The sequence below is a fragment of the Streptomyces sp. Ac-502 genome, from assembly GCF_045222935.1.
Classification (GTDB): Bacteria; Actinomycetota; Actinomycetes; order Streptomycetales; family Streptomycetaceae; genus Streptomyces; species Streptomyces monomycini.
The window spans coordinates 767469-786760 of sequence record NZ_JBHFFO010000001.1; the positions used below are offsets into that span (position 1 = coordinate 767469).

The 19292-nt window shown below is 72.0% G+C and carries 9 protein-coding genes and 3 pseudogenes; 5 read left to right on the top strand and 7 right to left on the bottom strand.

Annotated features, from left to right (window positions below; translation table 11 throughout):
* Positions 1-430: 430 nt before the first annotated feature.
* The 7 genes from ACEXOX_RS03430 to ACEXOX_RS03460 form a co-directional block, all read right to left on the bottom strand.
* Positions 431-2539: a LuxR C-terminal-related transcriptional regulator gene (locus tag ACEXOX_RS03430; RefSeq protein ID WP_406519001.1), complete on the bottom strand. Its 2109-nt coding sequence runs from the start codon at positions 2537-2539 to the stop codon at positions 431-433.
* Complete coding sequence (locus ACEXOX_RS03435; RefSeq protein WP_406519003.1) at positions 2476-3201, bottom strand: AAA family ATPase; 726 nt, start codon at positions 3199-3201, stop codon at positions 2476-2478. The genes ACEXOX_RS03430 and ACEXOX_RS03435 overlap by 64 nt, the downstream gene beginning before the upstream one ends.
* A complete protein-coding gene (locus ACEXOX_RS03440; RefSeq protein WP_406526212.1) occupies positions 3191-3529 on the bottom strand; it encodes a response regulator transcription factor in 339 nt (112 codons plus the stop codon). Before ACEXOX_RS03440 ends, ACEXOX_RS03435 begins: the two co-directional genes overlap by 11 nt.
* Positions 3457-6027, bottom strand: coding sequence for an AAA family ATPase (locus tag ACEXOX_RS03445; protein WP_406519005.1), 2571 nt, complete (start codon positions 6025-6027; stop codon positions 3457-3459). The genes ACEXOX_RS03440 and ACEXOX_RS03445 overlap by 73 nt, the downstream gene beginning before the upstream one ends.
* 14 nt (positions 6028-6041) lie before the next feature.
* A complete protein-coding gene (locus tag ACEXOX_RS03450; RefSeq protein WP_406519007.1) occupies positions 6042-8927 on the bottom strand; it encodes an AAA family ATPase in 2886 nt (961 codons plus the stop codon).
* Between the two features lie 134 nt (positions 8928-9061).
* Positions 9062-9829, bottom strand: a complete 768-nt coding sequence (locus ACEXOX_RS03455) for a thioesterase II family protein (protein WP_406519008.1) — start codon at positions 9827-9829, stop codon at positions 9062-9064.
* A 213-nt stretch (positions 9830-10042) separates the two neighbouring features.
* Positions 10043-11077, bottom strand: a complete 1035-nt coding sequence (locus ACEXOX_RS03460) for a GDP-mannose 4,6-dehydratase (RefSeq protein ID WP_406519010.1) — start codon at positions 11075-11077, stop codon at positions 10043-10045.
* A gap of 389 nt (positions 11078-11466) precedes the next feature.
* Here ACEXOX_RS03460 and ACEXOX_RS03465 point away from each other — a divergent pair, with 389 nt between their 5' ends.
* The 5 genes and pseudogenes from ACEXOX_RS03465 to ACEXOX_RS03485 all read left to right on the top strand — a co-directional run bounded on the left by ACEXOX_RS03465 (position 11467) and on the right by ACEXOX_RS03485 (position 19273).
* A complete protein-coding gene (locus ACEXOX_RS03465) occupies positions 11467-13275 on the top strand; it encodes an ABC transporter ATP-binding protein (protein WP_406519012.1) in 1809 nt (602 codons plus the stop codon).
* A pseudogene (locus tag ACEXOX_RS03470) lies at positions 13253-15075 on the top strand (ABC transporter ATP-binding protein). Before ACEXOX_RS03465 ends, ACEXOX_RS03470 begins: the two are co-directional and overlap by 23 nt.
* Before the next feature lie 683 nt (positions 15076-15758).
* Positions 15759-16823 carry an NAD-dependent epimerase/dehydratase family protein gene (locus tag ACEXOX_RS03475; protein WP_406519013.1) on the top strand — a complete coding sequence of 355 codons (1065 nt, stop codon included), beginning with the start codon at positions 15759-15761 and terminating at the stop codon, positions 16821-16823.
* A gap of 40 nt (positions 16824-16863) precedes the next feature.
* A pseudogene (locus ACEXOX_RS03480) lies at positions 16864-17508 on the top strand (TetR/AcrR family transcriptional regulator); the annotation flags it as partial.
* 353 nt (positions 17509-17861) lie between these two features.
* Positions 17862-19273: pseudogene (locus ACEXOX_RS03485) on the top strand (FAD-dependent oxidoreductase).
* Positions 19274-19292: the final 19 nt, after the last annotated feature.

Genomic DNA, 19292 nt, shown 5'->3' on the forward strand with positions numbered 1-19292 from the left:
CACACGCCCGGCCGGTCGGCCGGCGGCCGCTCTTCCCGCCGTTCCGTAGCACCGGGCAGACCGGCCGCACCCCGGCCTGCCGAAAACTGCGGGGAATCCACCAGAGCAGAGAACTTCAAGGGACCGACATCCTTTCAACCCCCGTCAGCAAACCAAAGTACAAGTGAGATCGAGCGAGAAGGAGAAACCCGAGGGATTTAACATGCCGGAAACCTGGGCGGCCCAGCAGTTGTCCGGAGGAGAATTCCGATCTCCCCGGCACGATCGACACTAGGGAGAGGTCCAGACAAGCGTCAACGTGCACCCGGCGCGCCACCGCTAAACCTGTGGTCGCCCTCCCGCGGGGTACGGTCCCGCACCGCCCTTTCGGTCCCCCCGAACACTCCGCACCGCTTACCACCGGTAAGCCGCATTCTCCGCCGCGGCGCGCTCAGCGTGCCGCGAACGCCCCGGCCGCACTCCGGCCCGCCAGCAGCTCCCGCCGGCCCGCCACACCCAACTTGCGGTAACACGAGGTCAGGTGCTTTTCCACCGCACGGGTACTCACACCGAGTTCGTCGGCGATTTCCTGGTTGGTCAGCCCCCGGCCCGCCAGAGAGACGACCTTGCGCTCGCTGTGGGTGAGCGCTGCCTCGGCGCTCGGGGCGGTGGTGGTGGTTCCCAGGGCCGCGTAGGCGCGTTCGGTCAGCCAGGGTGCGCCGCAGGCCGTGGCGAGATCAGCGGCCTCGCGCAGCATCGCCTTCGCCTCCTTGCCGCTCTCCACGGTCCGGCCCAGCTGGAGGAGCGTACGGGCCCGTTCGAGCGTGTTGGCGGACCCGCGGAGGACCTCGGCGGACTCGCGCAGGACGGGTACTCCCCCACCGCCGGGCAGCAGGGCCTTCAGACGCAGGGCGCGGCCCAGGGGTGCGGGGGCGGCCCATTGCCGCGCCCAGGCCAGTTCTTCTTCCGCCAGGGCCAGGGCCGGCCGGGGCTCGCGCAGGCGGTGATGGAGGACTATGGCGCGGGGCCGCCAGGGGTAGAGGGCGGAGTTGCGCCAGCCGGCGGCTTCCAGTTGGCGACCGCAGGCCAGGAGGGAATCCAGGGCGTGGACACCGCGGCCGCGACGGGCGTCGAGCGACGCTTTGAGAAGTTGCAGCATGGCCCTCAGGCCGAGGCTGTCCGGCCAGCGCTGACCGGCGGCTTCCAGGAGCCGTTCGATCAGCTGGATGTCCCCGGTTTCCATGGCCACCGCGGCTCGCACGGCGGCGGTGGGCTCGCGCCAGTCCGCGTCGTCCAGTTCAGCGGCCAGGTCGGCCTGTTCGCGGGCCTGGGTCAGGCGGCCCCGTGCGAGCTGGAGCAGGGCGTTCTCGACGTGCACCACCGCTTGCGGACGGGCAGCGGGCTGCTCGCAGGACAGGCGCGTGTCGATGCCCCCCGCCGCATCGGCGGCGTACAGGGCCACCGCGACCAGGGGAAGCGCGATGCCGACCCGCGCGGAGGTCACCGGCTCGCGTTCCACGACCTGTTCGGCCAGGGCCGCGACCTCCGGTGCCGGCACGGCGCTCGAGAGGACGGCCGCGTTGTTCAGAACGGCCGCCAGTTCGCGGGCGCCGCCGATGTCCAAGGGTGGTGGGGTACCGAGTGTGCGCAGGCGTTCCACCGCACCGGCGAGCTCCGTCGGGTTCTCGTGCCCGGCGTGCCACAGGCGGGCTTCCATCCGCAGGGCGATCTCCCTGGCGTATCCGTGGCGTGGCGCCGCGGGATCGAGGTCTTCGGCCACGCGGCGCAGCAGATCCACCGCCGAAGGGGGCGCCTCGCCCAGGAGGCTCGGTGGCATGAGCAAGGTGGCGGCGGCCCGTTCGGTGGCCGTCGGCAGCAGGCGGATGGCCTGGCCGATGTGCCGTTCGCAGGCGGCGGGGTCGATATCGCGTTCGGCGACGGCCAGCTCGACCAGCAGGCGTGCGCGCTCGAAGACGCCCGTGCTGCCGAGCAGGGCGCGCTGGAGGTAGCGCGCGGCGGTGACCGGCACGCCGCGGCGCAGCGCGGCCTGCGCGGCGGTCCGCAGTACCCGTACGGCCCAGGGGCGGTGGGTGGCGGTGACGGTCATCAGCAGCTCGGCGACGTGTTCGGCAGGGTGCCCGGCCTGGTGGAGGAGGTCCGCGGCGGCATCCCGGGAACGTTCGCGTTCGGCGACGGTGAGGGCGGAGTCGACGGCGTCGCGGACGACGCGGTGGATGAAGCGCGGGGTGTCGTGCGGGGCGAGCAGTCCCAGGTGGTGCAGCGTGCGCAGGGCCTGCTGGAATCCGACGGAGTCCAGTCGCGCGTGGCGCCGGACGAGGTCGGGCTCACCGTGGTCACCGAAGGCGGCGATGGCGGCTGCCAGGTCGCGTACGGGAGCGGGCTGGGCGTGCAGGCAGCCCGCCAGGCGGTCGCGGAGCTGAGCGGGGCGCTGCACGCGGACCTGGGCGGCGTGCCCGGCGGTGGGGCGGTGCCCGCTCAGTGCCAGGTCGCACAGGACGGACCGGAGGAAGAGGGGTTGCCCGCGCAGGTCTCGTGACATGCGTGGGCGTAGCTGTCGTCGGCGGGTTCGCCGAAGTGGTGGTGGATCAGGGCCCGGGTGGCGGCCGTCGAGAGCGCAGCGGGGCGCAGGACGTCGGCCGCGTCCGCGATGTCGCGGATGAGCGGGTGCTGGGCGCGGGGGTCGCCGTCGCGCAGGGTGCACACGACCGCGACGCGCAGTCCGTGCGGGCGCCTGGTCAGGTAGGCGAGCCAGCGCAGGGAGGGGATGTCGGCCCACTGGAGGTCGTCGACGAGGATGAGTACGGGGGTGGTGGCGCAGGCTTCGGCCAGCACGGACCGCAGGCCGTGCAGGGTGGCTTCGGAGACGGGTGCGCCCTGGTCCCCGGGATCCGGGAGGTCGCCGGGGTGGTCCGGCCGGGTGGTGCCGCCCGTTTCCTGGTCGCCGGGGAGGGTGAGATCACCGGCCGGGAGGGACCCCATGAGCTGGTGGACGATGCCCAGGGCGAAGTCCTGCTCCATGGGTGCGGCGTTGGCTCGCAGGACCCGTGAGGTGGCGGCGGAACGGACACCGGCCTCCTGGAGGAGCGTGGAACGGCCGATGCCCAAGGGGCCGGTCAGGAGCACTGCGGAAGAACGGCCCTCCTGTGCCCGGCGTACTGCGGTCTCGATGCGGGCCAGTTCGGTTTCCCGTTCATACAGCATCCGTCATGTCCTCTTCCGTCGGCCGGCCTGACGCGCGGAGTTCCTTGCGTGAGGTGATCTGCAGCTTCTTGTACGTACTGCTCAGCCGGTGTTCGACGGTACGCCGGCTCACCACGAGCTGTTCCGCGATCTCTCGGTTGCCCAGGCCTCGGATGGCCAGTTCGGCGGTCTGCCGCTCGGCGGACGACAGGGCCGCCCATCCCCTGGGCAGCGCCCCTTCGTCGGAGGTGCCGGTGGGCTCTTCCAGCCGGGCGGTCAGCCACCGTACGCGTTCGGCCAGGCGGCTGGAGGTGTGGGTGAAGGTGAGGCGGGACAGTTCGGCCAGCAGGCCGGCAGCGGTGGCTCGATCACCCTTGGTGACCTCGGCGGTGGCGAGTTCGGCCAGGACCCAGGCGTAGGTGAGCCGGATGGGCAGCTCGCGCTCGACGTGGGCGGCTTCGCGGACGCCGGCGGCCGGTCCCTGGACAGCGAAGCTTCTGGCACACAGCTCCGCCAGCCCCAGCGCGCTCGGTGCACCCCACTGGCAGGCGAGGGTGAGTTCCTCCCGGAGCAGACGCTGGGCCTGGTCCTGATCGCCGAGGATGAGACAGGCCCGGGCGGCCGAAGAACGCCAGGGCAGCACGATGGGGTTGGCCCACCCTCTGCGCAGCAGCCAGCGTCCGCTCTCCTTGTACAGTTCGACGGCCTCGGACCAGCGTTCTTCGTCGACGGCCACGCGGGCGCGGGCGAACAGCAGATCGGGCCAGTGGATGCCGTATTCGGCACCGGGCGGCAGGGGGCTTCGGCCAGGGCGCGCGCTTCGTCGTGGCGGCGGATCTCCAGGGCGATGACGGCGCGTACGGCTATGAGGTGCGAGACGGCCAAGGGGTGCCAGGCAGCGATGGGCAGGGCCCGTTCGGCTGCGTCCGCGACACGGTCGGCGGTGTCCAGACGGCCGCTGCGCAGATGCAGTTCGGCGCAGAAGGCCAAGGCGCGGGCGAGCAGGGGCCGGCAGTGGCGGCGGCGCAGTTCGGCGATGATGGCGGCGAGCCGGTCCTCTGCTTCGGTGGCGGCATCGGTGAGCCACAGTGCCCTGGCGGCGACCAGGCGGGGCACCGCGGGAGCGGCGGGGCCCGCGTCCAGGGCGCGGCGGGCCAGTTCCACGACTCTCGCACGGTGTCGGCCCTGCGCGGCGAGCTGCCCCGCGCGGATGCCGGCCTGGGCGGGGGCGAGAGGGTGCTCGGGCAGGTCGGGGACGTCGAGAGCGGGGGTGTCGAGGACGGACACGTCGGCCACTCCGGGCCCTGCCTCGGCGGCGTACCAGTACAGCGCGATCAGGTTGTCGCGTTCCCTGCCGTGGGCGGTGGCGAGGGCCTGGGCGGCGTTCCGGCGGCCCCAGGCGTCGTCGCCGCGGGCCAGTCCCGTGTCCAGTGCGCGTACGCGGAGTTGGTCCCACGCTTCGCCCTCGCCCGGAGTGTGGACGAGGGCGGTGAGCCTGCGGTCGCCGGCTTCGGGGGCGGTGACGGCCTCGACGCCGGCCAGGTCCAGGCTGATGTGCGCATGTTCCAGGGGTTCCAGGGGTTCGTCGAGGGCGCGTTCGAGGTAGGCGGCGGCGCGGGGGAAGTCGCCGCGGCGCACCGCGGCGCCGAAGCTGCCACGCAGGACGTGTACGGCCCAGGGCTCGCCGATGGGAGGTGCCTGGAGGAGGAGGCGGGCGATGTCTTCGTCGTCGGCCACGACCTGGTGGGCGAGGTGGGCGGCGCGGGCGTGCAGGGCGGCGCGTTCGGCGGCGGGCGTGTCCTCCAGGATGCGGGCCCGGACGACGGGCAGACGGACGCGTTCGTAGGAGCCGTCGGCAAGGGTGAAGCCGGCCGCCTCCAGCGCCGCGCGCAGCCGGGTTTCGGGGACGGTGCACAACCCGGCCAGGGAACAGATCAGCGGGAAGTCCAGCAGGTCGCCGGCGACGGCCAGCGCGCGCAGCACGGCGGTGGCCTCGTCGGACAGACCCCGCAGGGCGCGCCCCGCGCGGTCACCGATGATGCCGGTGATCAGGGTGCGCAGCTGCGGGACACGGTCGGCGGTCGGCCGGTGGCCCGCCTCCGCGAAACAGTGCAGGGCCGCGTGCAGTACGGCGGGGCTGCCGTGGGACGCCTGGGCCGCCGCGGTGGCGAACGCCTCGTCGCAGGGGCCGCCGCAGATCTGCTCGGCGAGGGTGATGACCGCGCCCCGGCTCAGGGGCCCGACGCCGAGATGGCGGGTCAGCCGCGCGCAGGGAGCAGCGTCGGCCAGCCGGTCGGGGCCGTGCGGTTCCAGGCCGGTGCGGCCGATGAGCAGGGCGAGGGGAAGGCCCGTGGACAGGCGACGTACCAGGGCTTGCAGCCAGTGCGAGGATGCCGCGTCCAGCCACTGTGCGTCCTCCACCGTCACGAGAGTGGGGGTGCGGCGGGCGGTGTGCAGGAGTTCGGGCAGGCCCGGCAGACCGTCCGGCTCGCGCTGCCCGCGCAGGGTACGCAGGGAGCGTTCGGCCACCTCGCCCAGCTGGCCGAGCAGCTGGATCACGGCTCCGTGGCGCAGGTCGCGTTCGGCCGGCGAACCGCTGACCCGCAGGACGCGTACCGAGCGCTCCTCGGCGAGGCGGGCGGTCCAGCGCAGCAGGGCGTTGTGGCCGAAGCCGGGGCGGCCGGTCACGGAGACGACGGCGGGGCGGCCGTCGTCGAGCGCGACGAGCACACGCCGCAACTCCGCCTGTTCCTCCTCGCGTTCGAGCAACGGCGGGTCGGTGCGCCGGAGCCCCGCCCGGATGAGTCCCGCGTACAGCGGCTCTCCCTGCCGCCCTGTTCCCGGCATGTTCCTGGCCGCCTTCAGCGCTGCCCGCGCGGCCGCGACGCCTGATGCGGCGCCTGTGCCCCGCGGACGCCCGGTGAGCGGAGGACCGCGGCGAGCTGGGCACGCTCGGAGACTCCCAGCTTGCGGTACGCGTTGGTCAGATGCGTTTCGACCGTGCGGACGGTGACGTGCAGCGACTGGGCGATCGAACGGTTCCTGGCGCCGCCGGCGGCGAGGCCGGCGACCTTGCGTTCCATACCGGTGAGCAGGTCCAGGGGTGAGCCGGTCATCTTCCGCATGCGGCCGCCCGCTGCCAGCAGGGCACCCCGGGCTTTCTGGCCCAGCGCGAGGGCGCCGCAGCGCTGGCCGAGGTCGGCCGAGGCGCGCAGGTGCTCACGCGCGGCGCGCAACTCGCCGGCCGCCAACAGGGCTTGGCCCAAGAGCAGTTCAGCGCGGGCGTGGTCGATGCGGGCCGGTGAGGCGGACAGTTCCCGCACCGCCTCGCCCAGCAGTTCCACGCCCTCCTCGCCGGGGGTTGCCACGCCGCGGGCCATGGCTGCCAGGCCGAGGACACGTGGGGTCCCCCAGCGCCGTGCGAGCCGCGTGCCGTGCGCCGCGGGCTCTTCGGCTTCCTCGGCACGGCCCAGCTCCGCGAGCACGCAGGCCGCCTCCGCCCACCAGGGCAGGTAGGCCGCGTGGCGCACCTCGGCCTCCTCCAGTGATCTGCCGCACTCGCGGAACAGCGCCAGCGCGCCCTCCGCGTCCCCCAAGGCGTGGCGGGCGCGGCCGTAGGCCATGAGGTAACGGTGATGGGTCCACACGTACTGTTCGCGCCAGGCGGGTCCGGTGCCGGCCAGCAGTTCCTCGGCGTGCGTGGCCTCGCCCCGGTCCACCAGTACGCCCGCCAGGGCCACGCGCGGCAGGACCATCATCTCGCCCCACCGTTCCGCGCCGCTGACCTGTACCGCGGCCCTGGCGTCCGCGAGCGCTTCCGGGAGTGCGCCCAGGCCGTGCAGGAGCAGGGCCCTGACGGACAGGGCCGCGGAGTAGGTCCAGATGGCGGAGTTCTCCCGGCCGTGGCTCAGCAGGCGGTCCAGCGCGTGCAGCGCGTCGTCGGTGCGGTCGGCGAGGCCCAAGACGATGGCGGAGTTGATCAGGGACCAGCTCTTCGGTGGGGGTTGGGGGCAGCAGACCGCGCGCAGGGCGTACGTCACCGCCGGTTCGGGGGCCTGGCCGTCGAGTGCCGTCAGTACGGCCATCGCCGCCAGTTTCTGCCGTTGGGCGCGCGTGTCGCCCTCGGGTGCGGTCATCGCCGCGGCCCGTTTCCGTGTCGCGGCGATCGTGCCGCGGTCGTGTGAGCCGACGATCAGCAGCACGGACTCGACGAGCGTGCGCAGGTCGCGGTCGGCGGGCAGGGGGTCGGGACCGAGTTCGGTGTCGAGGGCGGCCAGGACGTCTTCGAGCATGCTCAGGGCGGCGGGGCCTTCGCGGGCGGCCAGGTAGGTGGTGCCGAACTGCGCGGCGATCCTCGCCCGGGTACGGATGCCGACGCTGGGTGCCAGTGCTCCGCGGAGCAGGGCGACGGCTTCGGACGGGTCGGTCTCGGCCAGTGCCCTGGCCAGCCGGACGCGCACCTCCACACTCCCGGGGTCCGCTTCCAGCACCCGGTACAGGTAGCGGGCCGCGGCCTCCGGGGCGCCGCGCGCCTCGGCCCGGGCGGCGGCCTCCATGAGGACGCCCGGCATCCAGGGTTCGGACACCGAGGGCAGCGGCAGGAGGTGGGCGGCGACGTCTTCGGCGGGCCGGCCCGCGTCGCTCAGGAGCAGGGCCGCCCGCGTACGCAGCTCCGCCAGCGCCTGGGCGTCCAGGGGTGCCAGCACCGCCGCGTGCACCACGTCGTCCGCCAGGCGTCTGCCGGGCGTCAGCACTCCGGCCTCGCGCAGCACCGTCAGGGCGTCCTCGACGACATCGACGGGGACGGTGGTCAGGGGGCCGATCCGGTCGGCGTCCTGTTCGCCGAGGACCGCCACCGCCCGCGCGACCTCGCCGACCCAGGGCGGCCAGCGGTCCAGGAGCTCGCGTGCCCAGTGGGCCAGGACGCGCGGGCCGGCCTCGGCGATCCGGTCGGCGCCGCCCACGCCGGAACCGACGCCCTCGGCCCGCAGTTCACACAGCAGGCGCTCCAGGAGGCGGGGGTTTCCGCCGGTCACGGCCCGGGCGCGGGCGACGAAGGCGGGGGCGGCAGGCGCCGGGAAGAACTGCCGTACGACCTCGGCGACGTCGGCCTCGGTCAGCGACCGCAGGCGCAGTGTCGTGGTGCGGCGTGCGGTGACGTCCGCCAGAGCACGTCGGACCGGGGCGCCACGCGCGAGAACGGCGGCTTCGGCCCGCTGGGTGAGGACGACGAGCAGGGGAAGACCATCAGCCCGCCGCAGCAGGAAGTCCAGCCAGTGCAGGGAGAGTTCGTCGCAGTGATGGACGTCGTCCAGAGCCAGGACGAGCGGGCGGCGGCTCAGCTCGCCGGCCGCGAGGCGGTACAGGTCGTGGAACACGCGCTGGACGGCGGGGGCGTGCGGCGGCCCGTCAGCCGGCGCGCCGGGAGTGAGGGCGTGGCGGGCGGGACTGCCAGGGGCGGTGCGCTGCGCGGTCGGGGCGAGCAAGGCGCGTACGCCGCCCAAGGAGTCGCCCGAGGCGCTCTCCTCGCAGCGGCCGTGCAGAACCGTCGCGTGGCGGCAGGAGTCCCCGTCGAGGAAAGCGCGCAGGAGGGCGGACTTGCCGATTCCCGCCGGGCCGGTCACCACCACCGAGCTCGCGCGCCCCCGACGTGCCTCGCGGGCGAGGTGGTCGAGCTGTCCCACATCATCTTTTCGGCCGACCAAGGTGCTGCCTAAGCGGGAACTGACGCTCCGCTCCTGCACCATAGAGCTCCTCGCACCTCAGAGACACAACAGACGCGAGGGGGGCATCATCACATCGTGTTGCAAATCACCCTAAAGAGTGATGGCCGACCTGCGTCAGATTACATGATCAGCAGACTCCGTGACCAGGACGCGCCTCAGCGCACGAACTCCCCCGCACCACTGAGATGTTCACGCAGCACCGCCAGCACGGCCGGAGCCTGGGAGCTGAGGAAGAAGTGACCGCCCGGATACACCCGGAGGTCGAACGCGCCCGTGGTGTGCGCACGCCAGTCCTCGGCCTCCTCCACCGTGGTCAGGGGGTCGTTGTCACCGGTCAGCGCGGTGATCGGTGCCTTGATCGCCGCCCCGGGGTCGCAGCGGTAGGTCTCCACCGCGGTGTAGTCGCTGCGGACCGCCGGGAGGACCATCCGCAGCAGTTCCTCGTCACCCAGCACCGAGGTGTCCGTACCGGAGAGCCGCTTCAACTCTGCGACGATCCCGTCGTCGTCCCGCCGGTGCACGCTCTCCGCGCGGTAGCGCGAGGGTGCCCGCCGCCCCGAGGCGAAGAGATGCGTCAGTTCGCCGCCGTCGGCCTCCAGCCGCCGGGCCACCTCGAAGGCGACCATCGCGCCCATGCTGTGCCCGAAGAACGCCGTCGGCCGTGACCCGATCCGGTCCCTCAGGGCCGCGTACACCCGATCGGCCATGGCCGTGACGGTGCCGGGGCTGGTCTCGTTACGCCGGTCCTGACGGCCGGGGTACTGCACCGACAGCACCTCCGCCACGGGCGACAGCTCCGCCGAGACGGGGAAGTAGAAGGTGGCCGAACCGCCCGCGTGCGGAAAGCACACGAGCTGGCGCGGGCGGTCCGGCGCCGGGTGGTAACACCGGGCCCAGAGCCCTTCCGCCGTGGTCGTCGTCATGGTGCTGGCTCCTCCTCGCGGGGGCACCGGACCGGCCCGCCGGAATACGGCAGGCGATCGGCGGCGCCTGTGGTCCACACGTCCATCCCACAGGGCGGACGACGGGAAATCACCTAGTGTTCGCGCTCCGCGTGACGGCGGGCCCACCGTCACGGAGACGTACGGGACACGCCCGCGGCCGGCGCCGCGCGCCGGGGTGTCCCCTGGTCCCGGCTACCAGCTGGCGGCCAGCAGCATGTCCCCGTACTCCCGCTCGCGGGCCGCCTGGCGCAGGTCGGCGTCGACCATCATGCGCATCAGCTCGGGGAAGTCGACACTGGGCTCCCAGCCCAGCTGGGTGCGGGCGCGCTCGGCATCGGCGCAGAGGATCTCCACCTCGGCGGGGCGCACCAGGGAGGGGTCGATGCTGACGTAGTCCTCCCAGTTCAGGCCCACATGCTCGAAGGCGATGCGGACGGCGTCACGGACCGAGTGCATCTGGCCGGTGCCGATCACGTAGTCGCCCGGCTCGTCCTGCTGGAGCATCAGGTGCATGGCACGGACGTAGTCCCCGGCGAAGCCCCAGTCACGGACGGCGTCCAGATTGCCCAGGGACAGCTTGTCCTGGTAGCCGAGCTTGATGCGGGCCACCGCGAGGGAGATCTTCCGCGTCACGAACTCCGCGCCACGGCGCGGCGACTCATGGTTGAACAGCATGCCGGAGACCGCGTACATGCCGAAGGACTCGCGGTAGTTGCGGGTGATGAAGTGCCCATAGGTCTTCGCCACGCCGTAGGGGCTGCGCGGCCGGAAGATGGTGGTCTCGCACTGCGGGGTCTCGGCGACCTTGCCGAACATCTCCGACGAGGACGCCTGGTAGAAGCGGATCTGACTGCCACCGCCACCGCCGCGCGAGCCGTTCAGGCCGCTGACCATACGGATCGCTTCGAGCATGCGCAGGACGCCCATGCCGTTGATCTCGGTGACGAGTTCGGCCTGCTGCCAGGACATCGGGACGAAGGAGATCGCACCGAGGTTGTAGATCTCGTCGGGCTGCACCTTGTCGACCGCGGAGACCAGGCTGGCCTGGTCCATCAGGTCGCCGTCGACGAAGTTCAGTTCGGAGACGAGCCTGCTGACCCGCGACTTGCGGGGGTTGGCCTGCCCCCGCATCAGGCCCCACACCTGGTAGCCCTGCGCGAGCAGGTGCTCGGCCAGATAGGAGCCGTCCTGCCCGGTGATTCCGGTTATCAGCGCACGCTTGGACATCTCATTCCTCTTCTCCGCCAAAGAACAGACCGCCCAAACGCAGAGCCGAGTCGACTGCTGGGCCTCTTGGCTACTCGGCCTCTAACGGCATCGGATTGCATCGAATTCCGAAGCCCGGACGCTGGGTGATCGTACGCTTCCAAGCAGCCGGTCGCGGTGTCAAGAAATCACCGGCACACTAGGGATTTCCCGAGTACCGTCCACCGCGTGTCTTCGGCCTGTGGGGAACGGCGCCGCCGGATTCCGTACGGCCCGCGGCGCCCCGGCGGGACACTAGGGATTTTCCGGTGTGCGGTGCGCTGCACTGTCCGGGTGTGCCCCCTCCAAACCCAACCGGCGCTCTCATCCCCGCTGCCGGCCGGGCCTGCCTTCTCCTGGAGCGTCTCCCGGTGCTGCTCAGACTCCTGCGAATCCACCTGCGGCCCCACCGGCGCTCCGTCGCGCTGCTGGGGCTGCTGCAGCTGGTGCAGATCCTGGCCACCCTGGCCCTGCCGACGCTGGGCGCCGCGGTCATCGACAACGGTGTGGTCAAGGCCGACAGCGGCTACATCACCCGGATCGGCCTGGTCATGCTGGCCGTGGCCCTCGTCCAGATCGCCGCGTCCGTCGGTGCGGTGTCGCTGGGCGCCCGTACGGCCATGGCGATGGGCCGCGACATGCGCTCGGCGGTCTTCCGCCGGGTGCTGGACTTCTCGGCCCGGGAGGTCGGGCAGTTCGGCACACCGTCGCTGATGACGCGGACCGTCAACGATGTGCAGCAGGTGCAGACGCTGGCGCTCTCCGCGTTCGGCGTCGCCGTGTCGGCGCCCCTGATGTGTCTGGGCAGCGTGGCACTCGCACTCCGGCAGGATGTTCAGCTGTCCCTGCTCCTCATCACCTTGGTGGTGGTCCTCGGCACGGTCTTCGGACTCATTCTCGGCCGCACCGATCCGTTCTACGCCCGTATGCAGAAATACCTGGACCGCATCAACGGACTGCTGCGCGAACGCATTACCGGAGTCCGTGTCGTACGGGCTTTTGTGCGCGATGCCCATGAAGGCGCGAGATTCGACCGCACCAATTCCGAATTGCAGGACATCTCGTTGCGCGTCGGCCGGCTGCTGGCGACTGTCATTCCCGTCGTCCTGCTGGCCCTCAATGCCTTCATGGTGGCCGTGCTGTGGTTCGGGGCCCACCGTGTCGAGGCCGGGGCGATGCCGTTCGGTGCGCTCAGCGCGTTCCTGAGCTATCTGTCGCTGGTCCTGATGTCGGTGGTGATGGTGACCTTCGTGTGTCTGGCGATGCCTCGGGCGAGGGTCTCGGCCGAGCGCATCCAGCAGGTACTGGCGACCGAACCGAGCGTGGCGGCACCGCCCGAACCCGTACGTACCCTGCCCGCGGCCGGTGTCCTGTCCTTGCGCGGTGCCGGGCTCCGCTATCCGGGAGCGAAGGATCCCGTGCTGAGCGGGATCGACCTGAGCGCCGGCCCCGGCGAGACGGTGGCGATCCTCGGCAGCACCGGCAGCGGCAAGACCACCCTGCTCAATCTCGTGCTGCGGTACTTCGACGCCACCTGCGGCTCCGTCCATGTGGGCGGCGTCGATGTCCGCGCACTGGACGCGGAGGTGCTGCGCCGCACCGTCGGCTTCGTGCCGCAACGGCCGTACCTCTTCTCCGGCACCGTCGCCGGCAATCTGCGCTTCGGTGTCCCGGACGCCCCCGACGAAGAACTCTGGCGCGTACTGGAGATCGCGCAGGCCCGCGATTTTGTACAGCGCCTGCCCGAGGGGCTGAACTCACCGATCGCCCAGGGCGGCACCAACGTGTCCGGCGGGCAGCGGCAGCGCCTGGCGATCGCCCGCACCCTGCTGCGCAAGCCGGACATCTACCTCTTCGACGACTGCTTCTCCGCGCTGGACCACGCCACGGACGCCGCGTTACGGGCCGCTCTGGAGCCGGAGCTGGCCCGGGCGACGGTGCTCGTCGTCGCCCAGCGCGTCAGCACCGTCCAGCACGCACAGCGCATCGTGGTCCTGGACGCGGGGCGGGTGGTCGCCACCGGAACGCACGAGGAACTGCTGCGTACCAGTACGACCTACCAAGAGATCGCCCGGTCCCAGCTCACCCCGCACACCGACCCCCACAGCGGCTCCGCCCCGGACGCCGGAGCCGCCACGACTCTTCAGGAGACGGCCCATGGTCCCGCCGGACAGCGTTGACCACGGGCGGCTCGGCCCCGCCCGCCGCACCCTGGGACTGCTGCGCCCGCACCGTGCCCAGGTGACCGTCGCGGTCGTCCTCGGCATCGGCGGCGTCGCGCTCAACGCCTCCGGTCCGATGCTCCTCGGCAAGGCCACGGATCTCGTCTTCGACGGCATCCAGCACCCCCATACATCCGGCGGCATCGACTTCGCCGGGATCGCCCGGGTGCTGCTGATCGCGCTCGCGCTCTTCGGCTCCGCCTCCTTCCTCACCCTCCTCCAGGGCAGACTGGTCGCGGCCGTCGTCCAGCGGGTGGTCTTCGCGCTGCGCCGGTCCGTGGAGGCCAAGCTCGCCCGTCTGCCGATGCGGTACTTCGACCGCCACCCGGCGGGAGAGCTGCTCAGCCGGGTGACCAACGACGTGGACAACGTCCAGCAGACCCTCCAACAGACCCTCAGCCAGCTGATCACGGCGGTGTTCTCCGTGCTGACCATGCTGGTGCTGATGTTCGTCATCTCCCCGCTGCTGGCATTGATCATGCTGGCCTGCGTCCCGCTGTCGGCCGTGCTCGCCGCCCGGATCAGCAAGCACGCCCGCCCGCGGTTCACCCAGCAGTGGGCCGCCACCGGAGCGCTGAACGCCCATGTCGAGGAGGTCTACACCGGACACGCGCTGGTCAAGGGCTTCGGCCGGCGCGAGCAGGCAGAGCGCGCCTTCGACGAGCACAACCAGGCCCTGTACCGCGCCGGCGCACGGGCCCAGTTCGTCTCCGGAGCCACCGAGCCGTCGATGATGTTCATCTCCAACCTCGGCTACGTCGTCGTCGCGGTCGTCGGCGCCCTGCGCGTCGTCGCCGGGGCCCTGACCATCGGCGACGTCCAGGCGTTCATCCTCTACTCCCGGCAGTTCAGCCAGCCGATCGTCGAGACCGCCGGCATCGCCGCCCGCCTGCTGTCCGCCCTCGCCTCCGCCGCACGGGTCCACGAACTCCTGGACGCCGACGAACAACGCCCCGACCCCGATCCCCCCGCACGCCTCCGCAAGGCGCGCGGACACGTGCGGTTCGAGAAGACCCACTTCCGCTACACCCCCGGCACCCCCTGATCGAAGACCTCTCCCTCACCGTCGAGCCCGGCCGCACCGTGGCGATCGTCGGCCCGACCGGCGCGGGCAAAACCACCCTGGGCAACCTCCTCATGCGGTTCTACGAGATCGACGAAGGCCGCATCCTCCTGGACGGCACCGACATCACCACCCTGACCCGCGAAGAACTGCGCTCCCACATCGGCCTGGTGCCCCAGGACCCCTGGCTCTTCTCCGGCACCATCGCCGAGAACATCGCCTACGGCCGCCCCGACGCCACACGCGAGGACATCGAGGCCGCCGCCCGCGCCACGTGTGCCGACCGCTTCATCCGCACCCTGCCCGACGGCTACGACACGGTCCTGGACGAAGAGTCGGCAGGCGTCAGCGCGGGCGAGAAGCAACTCATCACCATCGCCCGCGCTTTCCTCGCCCGCCCCTCGATCCTGCTCCTGGACGAGGCGACCAGCTCCGTCGACACCCGCACCGAAGCCCTCATCCAACGCGCGATGAACTCCCTGCGCGCGGGCCGCACCAGCTTCGTCATCGCCCACCGCCTCTCCACCGTCCGCGAAGCGGACCTCATCCTCGTGATGGAGAACGGCCACATCATCGAACGCGGAACCCACCCCCAACTCCTGGCCGCCGGGGGCGCCTACGCACGACTCCACGCGTCCGCAGCCGCCACCGGACGAGCAGACACCGACCTACAGGACGCCGTCACACCCCACTGACCGGCCCCGCCCCTGACCCGCCACGCCTCCCCGGCGACGCCGGCCGCCGCCGGCCACAGGTCCGGGTCGGTGTGGTGTCCGCGGGCGGGGCCAGGGTGCCGCGACGGCGCGCTGTCTCATCGGGACACCCGCCACGGCATTGCCGGGAGGCCGGCGCGACACCTTCGAGTGGGGATGTGTGGGCGAGGCGCCGCAGCACGGGCCACAGGACGCTTTCCCCGGCGAAAACGTGGCTGAAGTCAGCTGGATGATGTCCTTGAGCGTCCGCTGCCGCTCCGCCTCCGGTGCGCCACCGGACGTGTAGTGGTTCGTCAGCCGGTCCAGCCCGATGTGGTCGCGCCGTTGCCGTGCCATCACGCCGGCCTCGCCACCGAGCTGCCGGACCGTCTGTCCCGCGCTCGAAAGGGCCATGCCGGGTACTCCTGGTCACCTGTCGACGGTCGGACGCCGGCCGAGCAGGACGCCGAGAGCGATCATGCCCGCGGAGACCGGTGACGGGCACGTCACCCGAACGGCCCCACGGGCACGCGCGCGACGGTCGGGCCCTTCCGTACGGACCGACGGCCGTGGTGTCCGTACGGCCGCGTACGACGTGCGCCCGGCACCCGCTACGGGATGTGAGCGCCGGTCAGCGGGTTACCCGCAGCGGGACGTCGCGGGTCCGGCCGTACGGAGGGAAACCCATGGGTGAGACAGCGGGCAGACGGGTGGTGGTCACCGGGGCCACCGGAAACGTCGGAACGGACGTCGTCCGGGCGCTGGGGCAGGACCCGGACATCGCACCGGTGGTCGGGATCGCCCGGCGTGTGCCCGAGTGGTCGCCGCCGAAGACCACATGGGCCGGTGCCGACCTCGCCGACGGGAACACCGACCTCACCGCATGCTTCCGAGGCGCGGACGCGGTGGTCCGCCTGGCCTGGCTGCTCCAGCCCACGCACACACCGCACACCACCTGGCGCACGAACGTCCTGGGCAGCCTGCGTGTCTTCGACGCGGTGGCCGCCGCGGGCGTCCCGACGCTGCTCCACGCCTCTTCGGTGGGCGCCTACTCGCCCGGCCCCAAGGACCGGCCGGTGGACGAGGAATGGCCGACGCACGGCTGGCCCGAAGCCGCCTACACCCGGGAGAAGGCGTACCTGGAGCGCGTCCTGGACGCCTTCGAGCAGCGCCACCCGGCCACGCGCGTGGTCCGGATGCGGCCGGGCTTCATCTTCCAGCGGGAGTCGGCCGCCGAGCAGCGCCGGCTGTTCGCCGGCCCCTTCCTGCCCAACGCCCTGGTCAGGCCCGAATTCCTGCCCTGGATTCGTGCAGGGCCTGCGAGCGGCTGGCGGCGGGCCCACACCACCGCTCGCGAGGCGGGTGCAGCCTGCGGGCCGCGCGTGGGAACTGGCCACCGGCGTGGGAAACCGGCCCTGAAGCGACTCGACGCCGAACCGCCGCACCTCTTTGATGCGTTCCGCTTGCCGCTCGTCGGAGTCGGCAAGCGGCAAGCGATGACCGGGGAGAGGCACCCCCCATCAGGAAAGTCAGCATTGAGTCAGCATCAATACGACCAGAGATGGTCAGAGGTGATCGAACTTGCTCAGCTGCCCCGACCCGCCACCCCTCTGCGACCTGCGCATTTGCAGGTCGCAGAGGGGGTGGTTGACATCACCCCGCCCGGGTCGGGCGATCCCCCGCGTCGCCCGACCCAGGCGGCTCGTCCGGTGTCCTGGCCGCGTGGGGGCGGACAGCCGGAGGTCTGCTGAGTATATTGGCTCTCAGCCAGTCAACGCAGGAGTTATCAGCATGTCCCCCCGCAGCCCCTCGGTCAATGAAGAGTTGCGGCGGCGTTCCCGGGAGCGTTTGTTGCAGGCGACCGTCGAGCTGGTGGACGAGCGCGGGTACGAGGCGACGACGCTCGGGGACATCGCCTGCCGTGCCGGGTCGGCGCGTGGGCTGATCTCGTACTACTTCCCCGGGAAGCGGCAGCTGCTGCAGTCGGCCGTGCACCGGCTGATGCACCACTCGTTGCAGGCGGCGCTCGACCGGGAGCCGGTGCCGGCGGGCGAGGGCGCGGGCCGCGAGCGGCTGGCGCGGGCCATCGACGCGATTCTGGGGCTGGCGCAGGAGCGTCCGCTGCTGATGCGTACGCACATGGCCGGCATTCTGACGGCGGAAGGTTTCATCCAGTGCCCCGAACAGCAGCGACTGGCGTTCCTGCTGCGTGACACGGTGGAGCGGTACGGCACCGAGGACGCGGACACGGACTACCGGCTGTTGCGGGCGTTGCTGATGGGGTCGGTGGTGGCGGTGTTGTTGCCAGGCGCCCCGATGCCTGCCGCGCGGCTTCGGGCCGAGTTGTTCCAGCGGTACGGGTTGGACTGGGAGCTGGGGACCCCGCCGAGCGAAGGACCGGAGCCGCCGTTGGAGGGCCCGCCCCCGGTGCTGGATCCGCCTCAGGTGTTGGACCCGCCGCAGGTGCTGGATCCGCCTCAGGTGCTGGATCCGCCGCCGGTGCTGGATCCGCCGGCGATTCAGAAGATGTCTTCGGTGCAGGATTCATCACCGGTACAGGACTCGCCGCCGGTTCTGGGGCGGGAAGGTGCTGCTGCGGAGGGATAGGGGGCGAACTCCAGGGCCCCGCGGAATCGCTCCATCGGGTGACTGCTGACTCGGGCGCGAGGTTCACTCTGCCGGTTTACGGTCTGCCGTCGCCGCCCTTCCGTCGGGTAGGCCCGGCGGACACCTCCCGCGCGTCCCACACCGGTGCGACTCTGGAAGTACTCCGCTGGAAGGGGCCTTCCGTGCTTCGTGTCGCAGTGATCGGTTCGGGACCCAGTGGCGTCTACACCGCTCAGGCGCTGGTCGGGCAGGAGGCCGTGCCCGACGTCGAGGTGTACGTGCTCGACCGGCTGCCGTGCCCGTACGGGCTGGTCCGGTACGGGGTCGCGCCCGACCACGAGAAGATCAAGTCGTTGCAGCACAACCTCCGTACGGTGCTGGAGCACCCGCGCGTGCACTTCCTCGGCAATGTCGACGTCGGGGCCGACGGTCTCGGCCCGCGGGAGCTGCGGCGCATGTTCCACGCGGTGGTGTACTGCGTGGGAGCCGCCACCGACCGCCACCTCGGCATCCCGGGTGAGGACCTGCCCGGCAGCCACTCCGCCACCGACTTCGTCTCCTGGTACAGCGCGCACCCGGACGCGGCGGACGGCCACTTCCCGCTGACCGCGCGGTCGGCGGTGGTGATCGGCGTCGGCAATGTCGCGGTGGACGTGGCGCGGATCCTCGCCCGTGGGGCCGACGAGCTGGCGCGTACGGACGTGCCGCAGGCGGCGCTCGGCGCGCTCACGGAGAGCCGGGTGGAGGACGTGTGGATGGTGGGGCGGCGGGGGCCGTCGCAGGCCAAGTTCACCACCAAGGAACTGCGCGAACTGGGTGCGCTGCCGGGCGCCGACGTGCTCGTACAGTCCGAGGAGCTGGCGCTGGACCCGGCGTACGGCGACCCCTCCGGGCTGCCCGCGGTGAACCGGCGCAATGTGGAGGTGCTGCGCGGCTGGGCCGAGGGGAAGGGGGCGGAGGGGCTGGGGGTGCTCGGGGGGCGGCGGCGGGTTCGGTTGCGGTTCTTTCTGCGGCCGGTCGAGGTGGTCGGTGACGCGGAGTCGGGGGTGCGGGGGTGCGGTTCGAGCGGACGGTACCGGACGGGCTGGGCGGGGTCACGGGGACCGGACAGTACGAGGACATCGCGGCGCAGCTGGTCCTGCGCTCGGTCGGGTACCAGGGGATGCCACAGCCGGGGCTGCCGTTCGACGCGGCCACCGGGACCGTGCCGCACGTGGAGGGCCGGGTGCTCCGGGAGGGTGTGCCGTGTCCCGGCGAGTACGTGGCGGGGTGGATCAAGCGGGGGCCCACCGGGGTGATCGGCACGAACCGGCCGTGTGCGAAGCAGACCGCGGCCGCGCTGCTGGCGGACGCGGACGAGCTGGCGCGCGAGCCGTTGCCGGACGATCCGGTGACCGCGTTGCTGCGTAGCGGGCAGCGGCCGGTCCGCTGGCCGGGCTGGCTGGGCATCGAGGCGGCGGAGGCGGCACTCGGCCGGGGGCTGGGGCGGACCATCGTGAAGATCGCCGACTGGTCCGAGCTGCTGGCGGCAGCCGGGGGTGGGGAGGAGGCCGGGGACGGCAGGATGAGCGGGGACAGGGACGGGGGTGGCTGAGCTGGGGCGTCGGAGCGGT

Coding starts and splice junctions, on each gene's coding strand:
- ACEXOX_RS03445 (WP_406519005.1), bottom strand. CDS start 6,027: ATGCCGGGAACAGGGCGGCAGGGAGAGCCGCTGTACGCGGGACTCATC.
- ACEXOX_RS03450 (WP_406519007.1), bottom strand. CDS start 8,927: ATGGTGCAGGAGCGGAGCGTCAGTTCCCGCTTAGGCAGCACCTTGGTC.
- ACEXOX_RS03455 (WP_406519008.1), bottom strand. CDS start 9,829: ATGACGACGACCACGGCGGAAGGGCTCTGGGCCCGGTGTTACCACCCG.
- ACEXOX_RS03435 (WP_406519003.1), bottom strand. CDS start 3,201: ATGCTGTATGAACGGGAAACCGAACTGGCCCGCATCGAGACCGCAGTA.
- ACEXOX_RS03460 (WP_406519010.1), bottom strand. CDS start 11,077: ATGTCCAAGCGTGCGCTGATAACCGGAATCACCGGGCAGGACGGCTCC.
- ACEXOX_RS03475 (WP_406519013.1), top strand. CDS start 15,759: ATGGGTGAGACAGCGGGCAGACGGGTGGTGGTCACCGGGGCCACCGGA.
- ACEXOX_RS03430 (WP_406519001.1), bottom strand. CDS start 2,539: ATGTCACGAGACCTGCGCGGGCAACCCCTCTTCCTCCGGTCCGTCCTG.